Origin of the sequence: Actinomyces sp., from assembly GCF_030524025.1 — a bacterium.
Lineage (GTDB): Bacteria > Actinomycetota > Actinomycetes > Actinomycetales > Actinomycetaceae > Actinomyces.
In genome coordinates this window covers 119,555-139,455 of record NZ_JAUNHI010000004.1, presented here as the reverse complement: position 1 = coordinate 139,455, position 19,901 = coordinate 119,555, and the positions used below count along the sequence as shown (strand labels likewise).

General features: G+C 70.2%; 13 protein-coding genes. 7 read left to right on the top strand and 6 right to left on the bottom strand.

Features of this window, described 5'->3' with window-relative positions:
- From rpsR to Q4C85_RS03520, 4 genes are all read right to left on the bottom strand, one after another.
- Positions 1-202 (bottom strand): 30S ribosomal protein S18 (rpsR, locus tag Q4C85_RS03535; protein WP_303139599.1); only part of this gene is annotated, 202 nt, incomplete at its 3' end.
- A gap of 96 nt (positions 203-298) precedes the next feature.
- A complete protein-coding gene (locus Q4C85_RS03530; protein WP_303139598.1) occupies positions 299-880 on the bottom strand; it encodes a single-stranded DNA-binding protein in 582 nt (193 codons plus the stop codon).
- A 26-nt stretch (positions 881-906) separates the two neighbouring features.
- Positions 907-1,194: a 30S ribosomal protein S6 gene (gene rpsF / locus Q4C85_RS03525; RefSeq protein ID WP_303139596.1), complete on the bottom strand. Its 288-nt coding sequence runs from the start codon at positions 1,192-1,194 to the stop codon at positions 907-909.
- Between the two features lie 194 nt (positions 1,195-1,388).
- The gene (locus Q4C85_RS03520; RefSeq protein ID WP_303139595.1) at positions 1,389-3,821 is read right to left on the bottom strand and encodes a transglycosylase domain-containing protein; all 2,433 of its coding nucleotides are present in this window, start codon (positions 3,819-3,821) and stop codon (positions 1,389-1,391) included.
- A gap of 238 nt (positions 3,822-4,059) precedes the next feature.
- On the opposite strand from Q4C85_RS03520, the gene Q4C85_RS03515 reads away from it, so the two are divergent.
- From Q4C85_RS03515 to Q4C85_RS03495, 5 genes are all read left to right on the top strand, one after another.
- Entirely contained in the window at positions 4,060-5,148 is a 1,089-nt protein-coding gene (locus tag Q4C85_RS03515) for an inositol-3-phosphate synthase (RefSeq protein WP_303139594.1), read from the top strand.
- Positions 5,149-5,290: 142 nt separating this feature from the next.
- The gene (locus tag Q4C85_RS03510) at positions 5,291-8,695 is read left to right on the top strand and encodes a hypothetical protein (protein ID WP_303139593.1); all 3,405 of its coding nucleotides are present in this window, start codon (positions 5,291-5,293) and stop codon (positions 8,693-8,695) included.
- A gap of 187 nt (positions 8,696-8,882) precedes the next feature.
- Entirely contained in the window at positions 8,883-10,241 is a 1,359-nt protein-coding gene (locus Q4C85_RS03505) for an anaerobic C4-dicarboxylate transporter (protein ID WP_303139592.1), read from the top strand.
- 112 nt (positions 10,242-10,353) lie between these two features.
- Positions 10,354-13,266 carry a cation-translocating P-type ATPase gene (locus Q4C85_RS03500; RefSeq protein ID WP_303139590.1) on the top strand — a complete coding sequence of 971 codons (2,913 nt, stop codon included), beginning with the start codon at positions 10,354-10,356 and terminating at the stop codon, positions 13,264-13,266.
- A 148-nt stretch (positions 13,267-13,414) separates the two neighbouring features.
- On the top strand, positions 13,415-14,209 hold the full coding sequence (locus tag Q4C85_RS03495) for a TrmH family RNA methyltransferase (protein ID WP_303139589.1): 795 nt from the start codon (positions 13,415-13,417) through the stop codon (positions 14,207-14,209).
- Here Q4C85_RS03495 and Q4C85_RS03490 read toward each other — a convergent pair.
- Positions 14,154-15,575, bottom strand: a complete 1,422-nt coding sequence (locus Q4C85_RS03490) for an MFS transporter (protein ID WP_303139587.1) — start codon at positions 15,573-15,575, stop codon at positions 14,154-14,156. The two genes, Q4C85_RS03495 and Q4C85_RS03490, sit on opposite strands and share 56 nt — an antisense overlap.
- Positions 15,576-16,021: 446 nt before the next feature.
- Between Q4C85_RS03490 and Q4C85_RS03485 the strand changes: the two genes are divergently transcribed.
- The gene (locus tag Q4C85_RS03485; protein WP_303139585.1) at positions 16,022-17,341 is read left to right on the top strand and encodes an MFS transporter; all 1,320 of its coding nucleotides are present in this window, start codon (positions 16,022-16,024) and stop codon (positions 17,339-17,341) included.
- A 202-nt stretch (positions 17,342-17,543) separates the two neighbouring features.
- On the top strand, positions 17,544-18,182 hold the full coding sequence (locus tag Q4C85_RS03480) for a TetR/AcrR family transcriptional regulator (protein ID WP_303139584.1): 639 nt from the start codon (positions 17,544-17,546) through the stop codon (positions 18,180-18,182).
- A 112-nt stretch (positions 18,183-18,294) separates the two neighbouring features.
- Here Q4C85_RS03480 and Q4C85_RS03475 read toward each other — a convergent pair whose 3' ends face one another.
- Positions 18,295-19,719 carry a glycoside hydrolase family 30 beta sandwich domain-containing protein gene (locus Q4C85_RS03475; protein ID WP_303139582.1) on the bottom strand — a complete coding sequence of 475 codons (1,425 nt, stop codon included), beginning with the start codon at positions 19,717-19,719 and terminating at the stop codon, positions 18,295-18,297.
- Positions 19,720-19,901: the final 182 nt, after the last annotated feature.

Below are 19,901 nucleotides of genomic sequence, written 5' to 3'. Positions count from 1 at the left end.
TCTCGCGGGCGTTCTTCACGGCCTTGGCGATCTTGCGCTGCTCCTGGACGGAGACGCCGGTGACCCGACGGGCGCGGATCTTGCCGCGGTCGGAGATGAACTTCCGCAGGGTCGCGGTGTCCTTGTAGTCGATGGTGCCGACCCTGATGGCCTTGACCGGGCCGACCTTCTTCTTCGGCTTACGAAGCTGAGGCTTCGCCATGGTGGTACTCCTTGCTTCGAGCGCAGGTGGCGCTCAGACGAGATGATGTGGTGTGCGCGGCACAGAGGGCCGCCGCACGGAGAGGATCGAGGAGGATCAGAACGGGGGCTCGTCACCGAAGGACGTCGCGCCTCCGGTGGCCCACGGGTCGTCGGCGGCGCCGCCGGCCGGGGCGTTGTATCCGCCCTGACCCTGCTGGCCGAAGCCGCCCTGTCCACCCTGAGGCTGGTAGCCGCCCTGACCTCCCTGGGGCTGATAACCGCCCTGTCCGGAGGGGCCCTGCTGGCCGAAGCCGCCCTGTCCGCCCTGGCCCCGTCCGATGCGGGTGACCTGGGCGCGGGCGTAACGCAGAGAGGGGCCGATCTCGTCGACCTGCATCTCCATGACCGTGCGCTGCTCGCCCTCGCGGGTGGTGAAGGAGCGCTGGTTCAGCCTGCCCTGGGCGATGACGCGCATGCCCTTGGTCAGGGACTCCGAGACGTTCTCGGCCGCGTCGCGCCAGATCGAGCAGCGCATGAACAGGGTCTCCCCGTCCTTCCACTCCCCGGAGGCGCGGTCGAAGGTGCGCGGCGTCGAGGCGATCGTGAACGACGTGACCGCCGCACCCGATGGCGTGTAGCGCATCTCGGGGTCGGCGGTGAGGTTCCCGACGATCGTGATGATCGTGTCACCGGCCATGCTTGTCCTCCGTTCCGATCGCGGACTTAGGCCTCGGGGCGCAGCAACTTGGTGCGCAGGACGGTCTCGTTGAGGCCGAGCTGCCGGTCGAGCTCCTGCGCGATGGCGGGCGTGGTGGTCAGGTCGACGACGACGTAGAAGCCCTCGGACTTCTTCTTGATGTCGTAGGCGAGGCGGCGCTTGCCCCAGACATCGACCTTGTCCACGGTTCCCCCGTTGCTGGGGACGACCTGCAGCAGCTTCTCGAGCGAGTTGGCGACGGTGCGCTCGTCGGTCTCGGGGTCGAGAATGATCATGATCTCGTAGTGACGCATGCTTGGTACCCACCTCCTCTGGTCTGTGGCGGTCACGGTCTTTCCGTGACAGGAGGGTGATGCGTGCGGTCGCGGCGAGGGGCGGGCGCCCGACGGCGCAACCGGGTCACGACCCTACCGGAGAGTTGGCAACCCCCGGAAGGCGAGGGCCCGGGGCGGTGGCGTGCGGTGCGCCACTGCCCCGGGCTCTGCGGTTATCCGCCCCCGGCGTTGTTCTGATTGCCGGATCCCGATTGCTGGTCCTGGGTGTCGGTGCCATCTCCGGAATCAACACCTCCACCGCCGGTGCCACCGTTTCCCTGCGTTGGCTGATCCCGGTCCTGGTCCGCCGACTGAGTCTCGACCGGCGCCGGGCTCTCCTCGACCGGGGCCTGAGTCTCCTCGACCGGCGCCTGGGTCGGCTCGTAACTCGGCTCGGGGGTCGCCTCCCCCAGGGACCCGCGCCCGTAGGAGGCCGAGGTCCGCTCGGGGAACTCCTCGACCGGCAGGTCCGCCAGGGCCACCGCCATGTAGTCGGTGAAGATGTCGGCCGGATAGGTCGAGCCGGTGATCTCGTCGTACTCGCCCCACGGGGTGATCGACTCCTCCGAGCCGTCCGCCCCCGTCTGGTAGAGCGTGACCGCGGTGGCGATCTGCGGGGTGTAGCCGGCGAACTGGGCCGACTTGTTGTCGGTGGAGGACCCGGTCTTGGCGGCCACCGGACGGTCGAGGGCCAGCGCCGTCTCCCCCGAGCCGTACTGGACCACCTGCTCCATGGCGTAGGTGGCATCGGCCATGACGTCGTCGGAGAAGACCTTCTCCCCCTCGGTGTTGCCCGTGTAGACCACCGACCCGTCGGCGTTGTTGACCGAATGGACGATGTGGGTGTCGTGCCGCGTGCCCTGCGAGGCGAAGGTCGCGTAGGCGGTGGCGATGTCGATGGTGTGCGGCGAGGCCGAGCCCAGGACGTTCTGGACGTAGTCGTTCATGCCGATCGTGTCCTGCGGGTAGCCCGCACGCACCGCCGCGTCATTGGTCAGGTCCGGGCCGACGTCCCGGTTGAGCTGGACGTAGGCCGTGTTGATCGAGTACTGGGTCGCCTTGATGAGGTTGGACCAGCCGTAGGACACGCCCCGGAAGTTGACGTACTGGTCGCCCTCGATCGTCATGGGCGAGTCCGAGGTGTAGCCGTCCGACAGGCTCGCCCCCTCCTCGAGGGCCGCCACGAGGGCGAAGGGTTTATAGGTCGACCCCGCCTGGGCGACGGCATCGGTCGAGGAGTTGACCTGGTTGGTCAGGTAGTCGCTCCCGCCATACAGGGCGACGATCCCTCCCGTTGTGGCGTCGATGGACACCAGGCCCACACGTAGGTCGGGTGAGGCCCCCTCGGGGAGGTTCTGGACCGCCGCCACCGCGGCCTCCTGGTTCTGCTGGTCGATCGTCGTGACGATGTGGTAGCCGCCGGTGTCGATCTGCTGGGCGGTCAGTCCGGCGTCGGACTCCAGCTCGGCGCGCACGAGCTGGAGCAGGTAGCCGTTGGTCCCCGCGTAGGTCTCCGCGTTCTGGGAGGCGATCGTCTCGGGGAAGGTGGCCGAGTCGTACTGCTCTTGGGTGATGTAGCCGTCCTCGAGCATGTAGTCCAGGACGCGCCCCCACCGCTCCTCGGCCTTGGCCGGGTCGATGGCGGGGTCCCAGCTGCTGGGCGCCGGCAGGATGCCCGCGATGAGGGCGGCCTCGGAGACGGTCAGCTCGGCGGCCGAGTGCCCGAAGTAGGCCTGGGCGGCCGCCTCGATGCCGTAGGCGCCGCGCCCGTAGTAGACCGTGTTGAGGTAGGAGTCGAGGATCTCCTCCTTGGACAGCTCGCGGTCGATCTTGATCGCCATGATCGCCTGTTTGAACTTGCCGACGTAGGAGCTGGTCGTGTCGACGTAGTAGTTCTTGATGTACTGCTGGGTCAGGGTCGAGGCGCCCTGGGTCGCCCCGCCGCGCAGGTTGTTGACCAGCGCGCGCACGATGCCCTTGGGGTCCACGCCGCTGTTGGTGTAGAAGGTGCGGTCCTCACTGGCCACGACGGCGTTGCCCACGTAGTCGGGCACGGCCGTCGTGTCGACGATCGTGCGGTCGATCTCGGCGAACTCGCCCATGACCGTCGTGCCGTCGGAGTAGTAGACGGTCGTCGTCTGCGCCTGGGCGAACTCACTGGGCTCGGGGACCTTGACCATGGAGTAGGCCAGGACGAAGCCCCCGACGGCCGCCAGGATGAGCAGCAGGAAGCTGCCGAGCACGAAGCGCCAGCTCGGCAGCCAGCGCATGACCCGGCCCTTGCCAGCACGCGGATAGTTGAGGAAACGGCGCTTGCGCCCGGCCTTGCCGGCCTTGACCGCCTCACTCGAGCCGGCCTGCGCCGACCTCTCGGCCTTGCCTGTCTTGCTGGCCTTACCGGCCGCCGTCGTCGCGGCTGCGGGGGCCGGCGGCTCGGCCGCCCCCGCCCGGCCCGCCGGCGGGATGGAGGCGGGCAGCCCCTTCGAGGGTGTCCTGGACGCACCCGCCGCCTGGGACAGCTTCGTGCCCTTGGGGCGGGCTCCCTTGCCTGTGGATCCAGCCACGCGAACCTCGTTTCTCTGGACGGGTGGATGAGAGGAACCCATCCGTCGGGAAGTGACGCAAGTATGGCGCGAGGTCGCTGCCGAGCGATAGCAGGAACCTGCTGTGCGACCGCCGGGAGGCGACCGGGCAGCCCCTCATATGCCGCCGAGCGCGTTCGGACAGACTACCCCGTTCCGGTCATCTCGGCCCGAGGGCTTGGATCATGCGCCTAGATCGATCTAGGGTGTGCTCGCGTCACCCGGACGCCGAAGCACCCACCACACCAGGAGCAGCCCGCATATGCCCGTTTCCTCACCCATCCGCGTCGCGATCGTCGGCGTCGGCAACTGCGCCTCCTCCCTCGTCCAGGGGGTCACCTACTACCGCGACGCCAGCCCTCAGGAGAGGGTCCCGGGCCTCATGCACGTCGACTTCGGCGGCTACCACGTGCGGGACCTCGAGTTCGTCGCCGCCTTCGACGTCGACGCCGCCAAGGTGGGGCTCGACCTGGCCGAGGCGATCAACGCCGGTGTGAACAACACCATCCACATTGCCGACGTTGAGGCCACCGGGACCACCGTGCTGCGCGGGCCGACCCTCGACGGCCTCGGCGAGTACTACCGGGCCACCGTCGAGGAGTCCCCGGAGCCGGAGGTCGACGTCGTCGCAGCGCTGCGCCGGGCCCGCGCCGAGGTGCTCGTGTGCTACCTGCCGGTGGGCAGCGAGGAGGCGGCCCGCTTCTACGCCCAGTGCGCCATCGACGCCCACTGCGCCTTCGTCAACTGCATGCCGGTGTTCATCGGCTCGACCACCGAGTGGTCCGACCGCTTCGCCGCCGCCGGGGTGCCGGTCATCGGGGACGACATCAAGAGCCAGCTCGGCGCAACGATCACCCACCGGGTGCTGGCCCGCCTCTTCGAGGAGCGCGGCTGCGTCCTGGACCGCACCTACCAGCTCAATGTCGGCGGCAACATGGACTTCAAGAACATGCTCCAGCGCTCCCGCCTGGAGTCCAAGAAGATCTCGAAGACCAACGCCGTCCAGTCCAACCTCGCCACCCGGCTCGACGAGCACGACGTCCACATCGGCCCCTCCGACCACGTCGCCTGGCTCGATGACCGCAAGTGGGCCTACGTGCGCCTCGAGGGCCGCAACTTCGGGGACGCCCCCATCTCCCTGGAGTACAAGCTGGAGGTGTGGGACTCACCGAACTCCGCCGGCATCGTCATCGACGCCGTGCGCGCCGCCAGGATCGCCCTGGACCGGGGTGTGGGCGGGGAGCTGCTCAGCGCCGCCTCCTACTTCATGAAGTCCCCCATGGAGCAGCGCCCCGACGCCGAGGCGCGCGCCAGCGTCGAGGAGTTCATCACCGGAGCCCGCGAGCGCTGAGCCGGCGGGAGCCCGGGGCCCGCCCCGGTCAAGGCTCGACGGCCGGTGCCCCGGCGCTCCCACCGCGGGGAGCACCGGGGCACCGGTCCACGGGGCGGGCCCCGGCGCGCCCGTCCCCCCGGGCTTCACTACCCTGGGACGCATGGATGACATCACCGCCGCGACCACCTCGGCCATCAGCCTGCGCCTGGAGCTCCTGGGCATCCCGACCTCACCGGGCATCGCCGACGAGGCAGCGGAGAGGCTCATGTCCCCACTCCTGGCCCGCCAGCGCGAGATGTCGCGCCGCCTGTCGCACCGACTGTGCGCCGCCGACTCCCGGATCCAGAGCTTCCTCGACTCCTACCTCGAGGGCGCCCCGGTGGCTCCGCAGCTGCCGCGCTCGACTTTCGTCCTGGACCAGCCGGGACTGGCCCGCGAGCTGTCCCTGCCCGTGGACGCCACGTCCTTCGAGTCCGCCTACGTGCGCTCCTACAAGGCGCTCAACGGCGTCCTGCACAACCCGGTCAACGACCGGCGCACGACCGCCGGGGTGTTCCACGTCGCCCAGGGCGGCCTGCCCGTGCCCGACGACAAGATCTCCGTCGACAGGGACGTCTTCGCGCGCCTGCTCGACGCCGCGGTCCGTCCGCCCGCCGACCTCATGACCCTGCCGTGGTCGGCCAGGACCGACCAGCCCGCCCGCTGCTTCGTGTCCCTGCTCCTGCGCCCCGTGGTCGTGCCCGCCGTTCCCGGCTTCTCTGGGGAGCGGAGCATGGAGATCCGCTTCATCGTGCCCGGCGGGCTCGTGTCCAACCTCGATTTCGTCGAGGGGATCTTCGGCAACGGCGGGGACCCCTACCTGCCCGAGCACGACGCCTCCCTGGCGCCGGAGTCCTGGACCGGCCACACCGGCTGCGTCATCCTCGCCCCCCACCTGACCGGGCTGACCAAGGAGGAGCTGGGCCTGCCCCACTGGGACCGGGCCACGGAGCGCCAGCGGCGCGACGGCCAGTGCTGGAGGGTCCCCGGGGAGCTGTACAACGACGGCAAGGCCTTCAAGTGCTGCGCGCGCGACGAGCGCGGGGTCATCGTCACGGTTATCGCCGACAACTACTTCGGCTACTGCAAGAAGGAGGTCAAGACCCAGATCGGCTACTCCGCCAACCTCTTCGGCAACGTCGAGGAGGAGCACGCCGGGGGCGCGATCGCCTACCCCCGCTACAACCTGGGCCAGGAGTACGTCGACCACCGCACCCCGCCCAACCGCACGGTCGAGCGCGTCATCGAGGCCAACCCGGGGCGCTTCGCCCCCCAGGGCGATGGCAGCGCCGTCGACCTGACCGACGCTTCGGTCGTGCTCGTGCCCGGCGGGGCCACCTACTCGATGCGCAGCCAGACCGTCAGCTGGGCCCGACCGGACGGCACGACGAGCTCGGTGCCCCTGCTGGCCGGAAGGACCTACGTGGCCCCCAACGGCTACCGGATCCACGCCAAGCACCGGGTGGGCGACCCCACTCAGTGGCACCTCGTGGGTACCGCGCCCTGGTCGACCCACGCCCACAAGCCGGCCACGGTCTCGGGCGGGGGCAAGTCGGAGATCTCCAAGTCCCTCCTCGACGCCTTCGTCTTCGGTGAGGCCTACATCAAGGACGTCGAGGCCGACCTCGACGCCGTCCAGGACCTGCTCGACCACGACTTCTCCGGGCGCTTCGCCGAGGAGCGGTCCAACGGCATCGACCACCGCCCGATCCTGTCCGCGGACCGCAGCCTCGGCTCGGTCATCAAGCTGCTCACCCCGCGCGAGGAGTACAACGAGGAGCACAACGCGCTGCTCGCCTCCATCCCGCCCCATGTCAAGGAGCTCGTCTTCACCGTCAAGCGCTTCTACCGGCCCGAGTGGGGCTCCAACTGGCGCAGCCACTTCACGGTGGGGGTCATCAACGGCCGCACGGGCAGCTCGCTGCGCCTGGACGGGGAGGTGGTCAAGGTCAACATGCTGCGCGTGGGCTTCGAGGCCGACGGCGCGTGGCGCCTGTTCTCGCTGCGACCCGACTTCTCCCCGGCCGCCAAGGTCCAGACCGAGGACGACATCACCGCCTCGACGGTCGCGCCCGGCCCCGAGGGCGCCCCCTCGCGCAAGTACGTCACCAACTGTGAGCGCCTGCTCTTCCAGCGCCCCGACGACGCCATCGTGCGCGGCTACGACAAGCAGACCGAGCTCGACATGTCCCGCCCGGGCACCTTCATCTCCAACTTCGAGCCGCTGACCCCAGACGACGCCCGCGCCATGGTCGATGACGCTCCGGGCCTGTCGCGCTTCACCGCGCCCATGCGCGAGCTCGTCGAGCGGGCCGCCGGAGTCCAGGACCCCGCGGGTCCTGACGCTGAGGCCCGGCGGACCTTCTTCGTGTCCTCGGCCAACCCGCGCCTCGTGGGCGGGGTTCCGTCGAAGAACCCGCGCTACCTCCAGGTCCGTCCGGACCTGGCCCGTCCCGAGGAGGCGCGCCTGGCCGACCTGTCCAGCCACCTGTGGGAGCAGGTGCCGCTGAGTGAGCCGCTGTCCCACGGCGTCGACGTCGTGGCGGCCGGGCGGCGCAACAACCCGCCCGAGGGCACGGTCCCCCCGCTGTGCGCCTACAACCCGCTGCACTACATGGAGCTGCCCGAGCTGTTCATGGAGTTCATCTCCTCGATGACGGGCAAGTCCCCCTCGACCACGGGGGCCGGCAGCGAGGGGGCGCTGACCAAGGCACCCTTCAACGCCCTGCCGGCGGTCTACGACCTCAACGCCGCCCTGCTGTCCTACGCCCTGGGCGGTTACGACGGGTGGCTGTCCAGCGCCGGGTGCATCGGCCCGAAGGTGACGGTGGCCCACGACATCTCGCTGCTCATCCCGGAGATTTTCTCCCGGATGGACGCCTCGGAGCGCGACGCCCGGGCCCTCATCGAGGGCGGCTACCTCGAGCGGATCGAGGACATCGAGCACGAGGGCCGCCGGATCGAGGCCTCCCGCCTGGGTTACCGGATGAACGAGGACTTCGCGGCGACCTACTTCGGCCGGATCTTCCTCCACCCCGACGTCATCTTCACCGAGGAGATGCTCCGGCCCGAGCTGCAGGACCCGGAGGTCTTCGCCGAGTCGGTCGACGTCATCGTGGCCACGCACCGGGCGGTCGCCCAGCACTACGTCGACGACGGCTCCATCGCCCAGGCGGTCCCACCGCTGCGCGCCCTGCTCGAGATCATGGTCGAGGGGCGCAGCGCCGAGGGCTGGACCCTGTCCGACCCGGAGCTGCGCGCGCTGTTCACCCGCGAGTCCATCCTCGCCTCGGACTGGTACGCCGAGCGCCTCGACGCCAAGGTCCGCCGCGACGTGGCTCACGCCGAGCGCTCCGTGACCGCGCTGACGACCTTCGTGAGCACCGAGGGCAACGAGGAGGTCACCGGGCGCCTGGGCATCGCCGAGCGCCTCGAGGCCGCCCGCGCCCGGGTCGAGGAGTACTCCTCGCCGGCCTACCGCGCCTCCCTCGTGGGCACCCTGGGCCTCCAGCCCGAGCTTGCCTGAGGCGACGGGGTGCCGGCCCCGGGGCCGGCACCCCGTCGCCGGTCGGGACCCAGGTCCCGCTTATGGGGCGGGCTCGGCTGCGCGACGCCCCACGAAGGCCATTTGCTCCGCGATGTCAATCACATCGGAGGCGAGACAAGCGTACCGTCGTGGGGACCACACCATCCGCTGCGCCCCGGAGGTGCCCGTGTCCGCCGTCGTCATTGTCCTCGAAATCGTCATCATCCTGGCCTGCCTGCTCGTGGGCGCCCACAAGGGCGGCATCGCCCTGGGGCTCATCTCCGGCATCGGCCTGGTCGTCCTCGTCTTCGGCTTCCGGCTCGAGCCCGGCGAGCCGCCCGTCTCCGTCATCCTGACGATCCTGGCCGTCATCGGCTGTGCCGCCACCCTCCAACAATCCGGGGGACTGGACGTCATGATGCAGTTCGCCGAGAAGCTGCTGCGCAGGCACCCCGAGCAGGTCACGCTGCTGGGCCCGCTGGTCACCTGGACCCTGACCGTCCTGTGCGGCACCGGCCACGTCGTCTACACGATGCTGCCGATCATCGCCGACATCTCCATCAAGAAGGACATCCGCCCCGAGCGCCCGATGGCCGCCTCCTCGGTGGCCGCGCAGATGGGCGTGACCGCCTCCCCGGTCTCGGTGGCCACCGTGTCCGTCGTCTCGATCCTGGCGGACAACACGGGGGTGGGATGGTCGGTCCCGCAGATCCTCATGGTCTCGGTGCCCGCGTCACTGTCGGGGGTCCTGCTCGCCGCCCTGTGGTCGATGCGTCGGGGCAAGGACCTGGACAAGGACGAGGAGTTCCAGGCCCGGCTGGCCGACCCCGAGTTCCGCGCCAACGTCTACTCCGGCTCCGAGACCCTCATCGGCAAGGTCTTCCCGCGCGAGGCCTACCGGGCCACGGCGATCTTCCTGGGCGCGATCGCCGTGGTCGTCGTCCTGGGCGCCATCGAGAAGCTGCGCCCGCTGTTCCCCACCGGGGACGCCGGCGAGCTCGAACCACTGTCGATGAACCTCGTCATCCAGATGGTCATGCTGGCCGCCGGGGCGCTCATCCTGCTGACCTGCCGGGTCGACGCCGGCCGGATCGCCTCGACCGCCGTGTTCAAGTCGGGGGCCACCGCCATGTTCTCCATCTTCGGCGTGGCCTGGATGACCGAGACGGTCGTGTCCGCCCACCTCGACTCCCTGGAGTCCGGCCTGGCGGGGATGCTCGCCGACCATGTGTGGGCCTACGCGATCGTGCTGTTCATCATCGGCAAGCTCGTCAACTCCCAGGCCGCCGGCCTGCTCATCGTCGCCCCCATGGCCCTCCAGCTGGGGGTCGACCCGGTGGTCGTCGTCGGCTTCATCGGGGCCTCCTACGGGTACTTCATCCTGCCGACCTACCCCTCGGACCTGGCCGCGATCGGCTTCGACCCCACGGGGACGACCCGCATCGGCAAGTACATCGTCAATCACTCCTTCCTCGTGCCCGGCCTCATCGGGGTGGCCACCTCCTGCCTCGTGGGCACCGCGCTGGCGCGCCTGCTGCTGGGCTGAACCGGGGCTGCGGGGCCCCGCAGCCCCGGAAGCGGCACCTTGCGGCCAAGCCCACAGCCTCCAGGGGCGAACTCTCCTCGCCCGGGCACGGCGCACCTGGTGTGATGGGCCCGTGACACCTTCGACGAGCACGACCGCCCCTGCGGCGGCACGCCCCGACGCACCGTGGTCCCATCCCGCCGACTCGGTGGCCGCCGACCTGGGCACCGACACCACCACCGGCCTGAGCGCCGCGTCTGCGGCCGAGCGCCTGGCCGCCGACGGCCCCAACGAGCTGCCGAGCACACCACCGCCGCCGGCCTGGAAGCGCTTCCTCGCCCAGTTCAACGACCCGCTGGTCTACCTGCTCATCCTGGCCATCGCCATCTCGGCGGTCGCCTGGGTCCTCGAGGGCGCCCACGGGGTCCCGGTGGACAGCCTCGTCATCCTGGCGGTCATCACCCTCAACGCCATCCTGGGCTTCGCCCAGGAGTCCAAGGCCGCTGACGCGGTCGCCGCGCTGTCGGCCATGACGAAGGCCTCCTCCACGGTCCTGCGCGACGGCAACCGCGTCGTCGTGCCCTCCGCCGAGCTCGTGGTCGGCGACATCCTCGTCCTGGGCGAGGGCGACCAGGTGGGGGCCGACGCCCGGCTGCTGAGCGCCGCCTCTCTGCGAGTGGTCGAGTCCTCCCTGACCGGGGAGGCCGATGCCGTGACCAAGACGGTCGAGGCCACCGCCGCCGACGCCGACCTGGCCGACCGCACCTCGATGGTCTACCGCGGCACCTCTGTGGCTCAGGGCACCGGTCGGGCGGTCGTCACGGCCACCGGCGCGGGCACCGAGATGGGGGCGATCGCCACGATGCTCGACGCCGTCGAGGAGGAGGCCACGCCCCTGCAGGAGGAGATCCACCAGATCTCCAAGATGCTGGGCATCATCGTGGTCGTCATCGCGCTCGTCGTCGTGGGCACCCTGCTGCTCCTGGCCGAGGACCGCAGCTCGGACACCTTCATCCACGCCCTCCTGCTCGGGGTGTCCCTCGCCGTGGCGGCGGTACCCGAGGGCCTGCCTGCGATCCTCTCGGTGGTCCTGGCCCTGGGCGTCCAGCGCATGGCGCTGCACAAGGCGGTGGTCAAGAAGCTGACGAGCGTGGAGACCCTCGGCTCGGCCTCGGTCATCTGCTCGGACAAGACCGGCACGCTCACCCGCAGCGAGATGACGATCCAGGAGGTCGTCACCGCGGCCGGCACCACCGTCGTCACCGGCATCGGCTACCGCCCGGAGGGCAATGTCGCCCCCGACGCCGACCGGGACGGTCAGCCCGACGCCGAGCCCCTGGCCGGCTCCCTGCGCGATGAGGTGACGGTCGTCCTGTCCGGCGGCGCCATGGCCTCCGACGCCGAGCTGACCGTCGACGACGGCGTGTGGAGCGTCGTGGGCGACCCCACCGAGGGCGCCTTCCTCGTGGCCGAGCGCAAGCTGGGCACCGAGGGCTCGCGCGAGGGGCGCTTCGCCCGGGTGGGCGAGGTCCCCTTCACCTCCGAGCGCAAGCTGATGAGCGTGCTGTACACCGACGCCAAGCACTCCACGACGATCCTCGTGTCCAAGGGCGCCCCCGATGTGCTCCTCGAGCGCTGCACCCAGGTGCGCGAGGGTGACCCGGTCGAGGGCACCGATGAGGGCGTCGACCACGCCGGCGGGCACGCCGCCCCGCTGACCGATGAGGTCCGCGCCGCCTTCACCGGGCACATCGCCGACATGTCCGGCCGGGCCCTGCGCACCCTCGGGGTGGGCTACCGGGTCCTGACCGAGGACGAGGCGCGGGAGGTGGCCGCCGCCCAGGGCGGGGACGCCGACTTCTCCCACCTGGAGAAGGACCTCGTCCTGGCCGGGGTCGTCGGCATCATCGACCCGCCGCGCCCCGAGGCGGCCGTGGCGGTCGCCGAGGCCCACCGCGCGGGCATCCGGGTGCTCATGATCACCGGCGACCACCCGGCCACGGCCGGACGGATCGCCGCCGACCTGGGCATCGCCGAGCGCGGGGCGCGCGTCGTGACCGGCCGGGAGCTGTCCGCCATGGACGACGCCGAACTGTCGGCGGCCGTGGCGGAGGCCAATGTGTACGCGCGCGTGGCCCCCGAGCACAAGATGCGGATCGTCGAGGCTCTGAAGTCTCAGGGGCACACGGTGTCGATGACCGGTGACGGCGTCAACGACGCCCCCGCCCTGCGCGCCGCAGACATCGGGGTGGCCATGGGCATCACCGGCACCCAGGTGACCAAGGAGGCCGCCACGATGGTCCTGGCGGACGACAACTTCGCCACCATCGTGGCCGCCGTGCGCGAGGGACGGCGCATCTTCGACAACATCAAGAAGTTCCTGCGCTTCCTCCTGTCGTCCAACATGGGTGAGGTCCTCACCGTCTTCACCGGCGTCGTGCTGGCCGGCGTCATCGGGCTGAGCGACCACTCGACCTCCGGGGTGGTCCTGCCGCTCGTGGCCACCCAGATCCTGTGGATCAACCTCGTTACCGACTCCGGGCCGGCCCTGGCCATGGGTGTGGACCCCAGCGTCGAGGACGTCATGGCCCGCAGCCCGCGCAAGCCCGAGGACCGGGTCGTCGACGCCCGGATGTGGGGCGGGGTGCTGCTGGTCGGCGCCGTCATGGCCATCGCGACCCTGACGACCCTCGACCTGTTCCTGCCCGGCGGGGTCATTGAGATCGCCGGCGTCTCGGTGGACGACCTCGACACCGCGCGCACTGCGGCCTTCACGACGCTGGTCTTCGCCCAGCTGTTCAACACCCTCAACTCCCGCTCCGAGACGGTCTCGGCCTTCAGCCACCTGTTCGTCAACCGTTGGCTGTGGGGCTCGATCGCCCTGGCGATCGTCCTCCAGATCGCCGTGGTCGAGGTGCCCTTCCTCCAGGCCGCCTTCTCAACCGCGCCCCTGGACGCCATGCACTGGGTGGTGGTCGTCGCCATGGCCTCACTCGTCCTGTGGATCGACGAGATCCGCAAGGCAATTGCGCGAGCCCGCGCCTGAGGCCGTGGTGCGAGGTCGGGCGCCTCGCACCACGGCCCGCTGCGGCCGGGCTCGTGGACGACGCCACTGACGCGGTGCATCCGCGCCCATCAGCACCGGGGTCCTCTCACGGCGACGCTCCGCGGTCTACCTGTGTAGGGTACCGGCGATGACACCTCACGGCCTCGAGACGATCACCCGGCGCTCCGACCCGGCGGTCCAGCGGATCGTCGACATCTCCAAGCCGCGCTTCAAGCCGGGCTCGGTCATGTTCCTTGAGGACGAGCTGCCGGTGGCCGAGGCGATCCGCAGCGGGGTGCGGCTGGTCGAGGTCTACGCCGATGAGTCCCGCGTGCCCGAGGAGCTGGTGCGCCTGTGCGCGTCCTACGGCGTGCCCTTCCGGCTCATCGCCTCCCCGCTCATGTCGGCGATCTTCAAGTCCGGGCGCCGCCCCGACGTCGTCGCCGTGGCCACGACACCGCGCCCGGCCCGCCTCAAGGAGATCGACCTGGGCTCCGGCGATGTCGTCATTCTCGACGGCGTGCGGATCGTGGGGAACATCGGTGCGATCGTGCGCTCGGCCTTCGCCCTGGGCGCTGCCGGGGTGGTGCTGTGCGACAGCGAGCTCGACACGGTCATGGACCGCCGTCTCGTGCGGGCAAGCCGCGGCTACGTCTTCTCACTGCCAGTCGTGCTGGCCGAGGCTGATGAGGTGCTGGCCTGGGCGCGACCCCGGTGCAGGCTCGTTGGTTTGGCGGCCGACGGCGACACGACGATGAGCCGGGTCAGTGAGCTCGACGAGCCGTTGGGGCTCGTCTTCGGCAGCGAGCTGAGGGGCATGTCGCCCGGTGTCGGCGCAGCCGTCGACCTGACGGCGACGATCCCCATGATCGAGGGCGCCGAGTCGCTCAACGTGTCCGTCGCCGCCGGGATCGCCCTGTTCGCGAGGTCGAGGCTTCGCTGACACCGTTCGCCGCCCGATAGTCAGACTCGGCACAGGGACTCGGCTGCGCCATCAGCGCCGGGCGGGCCCAGACGACCTCGCGCGGGCGGTCGCCCAGCACACCCACCCGCCACCGGTAGACGAGGGCCACCACCCATACGAGGGCGACGAGTGCCACCTGGACCGGACGGGACCAACCGACGTCGGGCAGCACAAGCACCGCCACCCCCGCCGCCACGCACTCGGCGGTGTTGAACAGGACGTCGTAGATGGAGAAGGCCCGCCCCCGGAACGCATCGGCCGTGTCGGACTGGACGATCGTGTCCACCGCGATCTTGGCCCCCTGGACGCCGACGCCGAACACGAAGATCCCCACGGCCATGGGCACCTGCTCGTGGCCGACCACGATGAGGAGCTGGCCGGCCGTCCCGCCGATGAGGCACATGACCACCCACGTCGAGGGCCGCACCCGCTCGTGGGCCACCGGGGTGAGCACGACCGCCACCCCGTGCCCGGTGACCATCGCCCCCATGAGCATCCCGAACACCGCCAGCCCCGTCGTCGCGTCCCGGGGGTCAGCCATGAGGTTACGGGCCGTCAGGATCATCGTGATGAGCTCCATGCCGTACGCGAAGCGGTGCGCCGCCATCGTGGACAGTGCCAGCCCCGGAGTGCCACGCGCCACGAGGTAGCGCACGGCCTCGCCCAGGTCGGACACGGCGGCCGCGAGCGCCTCGGCCGGACCGACAGCGCGGTCGACCCTGTCCGGGCCGAGCCGCTCGACCCCGATCCGCAGGACCACGACGGCGGCCAGGCAGTACAGGCCCGCCGCCACCACGAGGCTGGCGGTGTCCTGGGCGGCGCCGTCGGGCAGGACCACCCGCAGGCATAATCCGATGACCGCCCCCAGCGCGGCCGCTGCCCCTCCCAGGGTCGGCACGATCGAGTTGGCCACGAGCAGCCGGTCGCGGTCAACGACCTCGGGGAGCCCGGCGGACAGCACGGACAGCAGGAAACGGTTGATGCCCAGCGCCACGAGGACAAGACCGTAGACGACCGATCCGATACCCACCGCCTCCAGCGCGGCGGCCGTGGCGCCGATGATGGCCGCTCGCAGCAGGTTGCCCACGACAAGGGTCTGGCGGCGTCGCCACCTGTCGATGAAGGGCCCGGTCAGGGGCCCGACGACCGAAAAGGGTAGGAGCATGACGACGACGGCCGCCGCCACGCCCGCCGCGGTCGTCATGTTCTGGGGCTGGAAGAAGAACAACGAGGCCAGACCCACCTGGACCAGGCCGTCGCCGGTCTGGGAGATCAGCCTGACCGCGAGCAGAGCGCGGAAGTCGCGAGTCGTGGCCAGCCCGGCCAGGTCCGAGGTCAGGCGCACCGGTGGGCTCCGGTCACTCCGGCCGACGTCGCGGACTCGGCCGCTGCTGCTCCCCGCGTCGTCGATCCCGACGCCACCGGGCCGGCCGGCACACCCTCTGTGGACAGCGGGGCGGCCCCCGCAGGTGTGGCCGGCGCGCCCCGCGGGCTTGGCCGCCCGGCGCACTGGGTTCGACCCATGGCTCTCCTTCCTCCCCACCAAGCCTATGCCGTCACTCGCGCTCCCGGGTTCGTACTCAGCGTTCCCCGGACGTGCCTCGCCCTCGCCGGGTTCCTACCCTGCGTTCCCCGGACGCACCCTGAGCGACCGCCCCCGAGACAGAAGGTACGAACTCGGCCACCTGACCCGTTGACGGCTGGACCACCGATCAATTAGGCTCACCAACGAACTTACTAAGCACTCAGTAAGTCCCCTGACGGACATCGTCGTTCGATGAAAGGGCCACCATGGCACCGACACCCACCGAGGAATCCCCGGCCTCGACCACACTGTCCAACCTCGCCCCCGACACAGGCCGGCCGATCTCCGGGTCCACCATGGTCCGCTTCGGCGCCGGCTTCATGGCGATCTCCGTGCTGTGGGCGCTCGGCCTCAGCTCGGTCGCCACCGTGCTGCTGCCCCAGCGCCTCAAGGACCTCGGCGTGGACGACCCCGACTCGCTGCTGGCCACCATCAGCGCCGTGACCGCGATCGTCTCGCTGGTCTCCAACCTCGTCTTCGGCAACTTCTCCGACCGCACCCGCTCGCGCCTGGGCCGACGCACGCCGTGGGTGGTCGCCGGCGGCGCGCTGGGCGGCGTCACCCTCTTCGGCGTCGGGGTCATCGGCAACATCACGCTGCTGACCATCGACTACTGCCTGTGCATGGTCGGCCTCAACATGATGCTCGCCCCGGCGATCGCCGTCCTGTCCGACCGCGTTCCGGAGAACATCCGCGGCACGATGTCGACCTTCTGGGGGGTGGGCGCCGCCATCGGGTACCCGCTGGGCGCGATCATCGGAGCCCGCTTCATCACCACCGGCGAGGCATCGACCCCGGGCTTCGTGCTCGGCGGCATCCTCATGGGCGTCTCCGGCATCGTCGCCGTCGCCCTGTGGCCCAAGGAGCGCTCGGCTGTCGACCTCGAGGCCACGAGCGGCTCCCTGGGCGACCTGCTGCGCTCCTTCATCCCGCCCACGCGCAACGCGGGAGACTTCTACAAGGCCTTCATCGGCCGCTTCACGATGCTGCTGTCCTACCAGATGATCAACGCCTACCAGCTCTACATCATCCAGGACCACCTCAAGGAGGCCGGCGAGCCGCTGTCTGCGGCTCAGGTCGCGGCCACCGTCACCCTGACGAACACGATCATCATGGTGGCCGGGCTCGTCGGCGGATTCATCTCCGGGCCGCTGTCCGACCTGCTGCGCCGCCGCAAGGTGCCCGTCGTGCTGGCCTCCCTGTGCTTCGCGGTCGGGGTGACGATGCCCTGGATCATGCCGACAACCACGGGCATGTACCTGTTCGCCTGCATCGCCGGCTTCGGCTACGCCGTCTACAACGCCGTCGACCAGGCCCTCAACGTCGATGTCCTGCCCAACCCCGAGAAGGCCGGCAAGGACCTGGGCATCCTCAACATGTCGACGACCCTCGGCCAGATGTCCGGCCCGATCATCACCGCCAACGTCGTGCGGGCCACCGACAGCTACACGCTCGTCTTCCCCATCTCGATCACCTTCGCCGTCCTGGGCTGCATCGCCATCATGGCGATCCGGCGCGTCCGCTGAGCAGATCATGACCGCCACCCGCGGCCCGGCACCGGACACCGGTGCCGGGCCGCGCTTGTGCCGCCAGGGATCCGGCGCGGCAGGACACCGCGCTCACACCACTACCCGGGACTTGACCCACGCCGCCCACGCCGCCCACGCCGCCGCGATCCCGGCATACCGGCATACCGGCATCTGGACGCCGATCATCTAGGCTCGGAGCATGCCCTCTCGGACGTCACGCACTCGCCTGAGCGCCGATGAGCGCCGCGAGCAGATCGTCGAGGTCGCCACCGCGCTTGTGGCCGCTCACGGCTTCAACGGCCTGTCCCTGCAGAAGGTCGCCGACGGGGTCGGCATCACCCAGGCGGGCCTCCTGCACTACATCGGCACCAAGGAGGGGCTCCTCAAGCTCCTCCTGGACAAGCGCTACGACCGTCAGGGCACGCCTCAGGACTTCATCGACTCGGGCGACCCCGCAGCCACCCACCCCGAGGGCATGAGCCTGCCCGCCTACTTCCGCTACCTCGTGGCCTTCAACGAGGCGCGCCCCCAGCTCATGGGCCTCTACATGACCCTGGGCGCCGAGGCGACCGACTCATCCCACCCCGCCTACGACTACTTCATCGAGCGCCCCGACCAGGCGTGGGACTACTACTCGCAGTTCACGTGGCGGCTGCCTCCCCAGGTGGTCGAGGCGGGCGGCTGGCCCACCATGCGGCCCCTGGTCGAGATGGCGCTCGAGGCGATGGACGGCGTCCAGATCCGCTACTTCCGCCGCCCCGCGATCTGCCTGAGCGAGGAGTGGGCCCGCTGGGAGCCGCTGCTCTTCCCCTCCCCGACCTGGGACGGCTACCGCTGACCCCGGGCGCGCCTGACTCCGGACGCGCCCGACCCCGGACGCGCCCGGCCTTGTGCGCATGCGCCTGCGCACCCCGCGCCTCACCCACGGAGGCGAGGCGCGGGGCCGGGATTCACGCCGCGGGCAGCAGCACTGTGGAGACCGAGTCCGCCGGCAGGGTCAGGCGCACGAGCCGGTCTCCCAGCCCGAAGGAGATCGGCATCGGCGAGCCCATGTCGTTCTGCGCAGCCAGCACCACCGACCCGTCGGGGTTGGCGAAGGCGAGCACATTCTCGTGACCCGTGTAGGACAGGGTCGGCACCGCGCGGGCACCGGGCTGGACGAAGTGCGACAGGTGCTTGAGGACGTAGTACTCGTGGTTGAAGGAGAACTCCCCGGTCTGCGGGTCGACGGTGACCAGTGAGTTCTGGCTCCAGCCCCAGCGGGAGACCCCGCCGGCGTCCAGGGACAGGTTCCAGTAGTCGTACACGGTGGCGCCGTGGGTGAAGTAGTGGCGCATCATCGACCAGGCGTAGCGGGCGTAGCGCCAGTCGTTCTGCCCGTCGCCGCACTCCTGCTCGGACTGGTAGATCTTCAGGCCGGGGTGGTCCCGGTGGACGAAGGGCAGTGCGGCCTTGCCCGCCCACTGGAAGCCGACGCCGCCCAGCCGGTGACCGATGACGGGGTCGGCCAGGACCTCCTCGACGAGCCGGGGGTCGGGCCGCTCCATGGTCCCCAGGAAGACCTCGACGCCGCGGGCCTCCATCTCGGGGACGAGGTGGCGCAGGAAGGACACGAGTCCCGCGGGGGTCCACGTGCATGAGGGGAAGACCTGGTCGGAGTTGAACTCGTTCTGCGGCATGACCATCGAGATGTCGATGCCTCGCTCACGGTAGGCGTCGATGAAGGCCCCGAAGTAGCGGGCGTAGGTGTCGAGATTCTCCTCGGTCAGCACGAAGCCGTCGGTGCCCTCGGGGATGGCCCGGTCGGGGGTGAGCCCGTTATCGAAGCGCGTCTGGACGGCGGCGGGGTTGGGCACCCCGCAGGCGTAGTGCCGGTTGGTCTTCATCCAGGTCGGCGGGCACCACGGCGAGGCCCACAGACGCAGGTCGGGGCGGACGGCCTGGGCGGCCTTGATGAAGGGCACGAGGGTGGCCTCGTCGTGGGCGATGCTGAAGTCGGCCAGCGCGTGGTCGCCATCGGTCTCGTCGTAGGAGTACCAGTCGACGGAGAAGTCGTTGGCACCGATCGGCATGCGGCACACCGAGGCGTTGGCACCCTCGGGGCTGAAGACCTCGCGCAGCACCTCGGCGCGCTCGTCCTCGGTCACGCGGGACAGGGAGGTCCAGCCCAGCTCGTTGAAGCACACCCCGAAGCCCTCGACCTCCTGGGCGGGGGCATCGAGGCGGACAAGGACCTCGGGGAAGACGTCGGCGGGCACCACCTCGACCTCGGCCTCGGGGGTGTGCCAGGGATGGTTCTCGGTGGTGACGACCCAGGTGGGTCGGCCAGTCGTAGCGGCAGTGGCGGTAGTGGAGGCAGCAGTGGCGGCGGACATCGTGAGCTCCTCATGCGTCGGTGCGGAAGCAGTGTCGGTACGGGTCAGTGCATGTCAGTGCGGGTCGGTGCAGGTCAGCGTGGTGTCGGTATGAGGTCGGTGCAGGGTCGGTATGGGTCGGTGTGGGGTTGATCCGCTGTCGGTAACGGTTGGAGGAACGGTGGACCGCGGGTGCGGGCACA